Source organism: Kitasatospora sp. NPDC101801, from assembly GCF_044766665.1.
Classification (GTDB): domain Bacteria; phylum Actinomycetota; class Actinomycetes; order Streptomycetales; family Streptomycetaceae; genus Kitasatospora.
On record NZ_JBIWML010000106.1, the window covers coordinates 1 to 1,337 of the forward strand.

General features: G+C 69.7%; 1 protein-coding gene. It reads left to right on the forward strand.

Features of this window, described 5'->3' with window-relative positions; translation table 11 throughout:
• Positions 1 to 144 precede the first annotated feature (144 nt).
• Positions 145 to 1,296, forward strand: coding sequence for an ISAs1 family transposase (locus ACIRPK_RS36900; protein ID WP_403047338.1), 1,152 nt, complete (start codon positions 145 to 147; stop codon positions 1,294 to 1,296).
• The last annotated feature ends 41 nt before the right edge of the window (positions 1,297 to 1,337 follow it).

Here is a 1,337-nt window from a genome sequence, read left to right on the forward strand (position 1 = left end):
CAGGGGTGTTCCAAAGTCCCGGTGATCATGTGAGTCTGCAGGCCACAGCGGTGCGAGGGGTGGGGGTTGGCCCGTCACGAACGCAACGAAACTCCGGTTGAACGGGGTGACCTTCCCAAGTCGCCCTGAACCACCGGAGTTTCGATGTGCCGCCAGTCTGCCACCGTCTGCCTCGTCAAATCGCCCGCTCTGGAGAGTGTCGAGGGGCTCTCGCTGGTGGAGCGGTTGCGGGTGCTGCCCGATCCGCGTCGGCGGCGCGGGGTGCGTCACCCGTTCGTGACGGTCCTGCTGGTTGCCGCCTCGGCGGTGGTCGCCGGCGCGCGCTCGTACGCGGCGATCGGTCAGTGGTCCACGAACGCCCCGCAACACGCCCTGGCCCGGCTCGGTTCCCGCGTGGTCGGTGCGTTTGGTGTGCGGGTCGCGCCGAGTGCCGCCACGATCCGACGGGTCGTCAGCCTGGCCTGCCCCGGTGGCCTGGCCGACCTGACCGGCGCCGATCCCGGCGGTACGGAGTCGGTCGCCGTGGACGGCAAGGCCGCACGCGGCTCCCGGCACGGCCAGACGCCCGCCGCTCACCTCCTGGCCGCGATGACCGGCGACGGCCGGACCGTCACCCAACTGCGGGTTCCCGACAAGACCAACGAAATCACGTGCTTCGCCGCGCTGTTGAAGCCCTACGACCTGACCGGGGTCACCGTCACGGCTGATGCCCTGCACACGCAGCGCGCCCACGCGCGCTTCCTGGTGGAGGAGAAGAAAGCGCACTACCTACTGGTGGTCAAGGCCAACCAGCCCCGGCTCCACCAGCAGCTGCGGTCGCTGCCGTGGAAGGACGTCACCGCACGCCGCTACGACCGCGAGATGGGCCACGGCCGCCGGGAAACCCGCGTGACCAGGGCCCTCACGGTCACCGGCCTCAGACTGGACTTCCCCCACGCCGTCCAAGCCGTGCGCATCCTGCGCCACCGCACCGACCTGCGGACCGGGGCAGTCAGCCGCCAGACCGTCTACGCGATCACGGACCTGACCTCGCATCAGGCCTCGCCCCAGCGTCTCGGCCAGCTCGCCAGGTCACAGTGGACCATCGAGAACCGGCTGCACTTCGTCCGCGACACCACCTTCCGCGAGGACGCCTCGAAGATCCGCACCGGCCACGGACCCGAGAACATGGCGACCCTACGCAACTTGGCGATCAACACGCTCCGCGCAGCCGGGCACCGCAACATCGCCGCCGGTCTCCGCCACGCCTCCTACGAGCCCTTCAGCCGCCCGCTCGACCTCCTCGGCATCGCCTGACCAGCACACCTACAAGATCCCCGGACTTTGCAACATCCCTG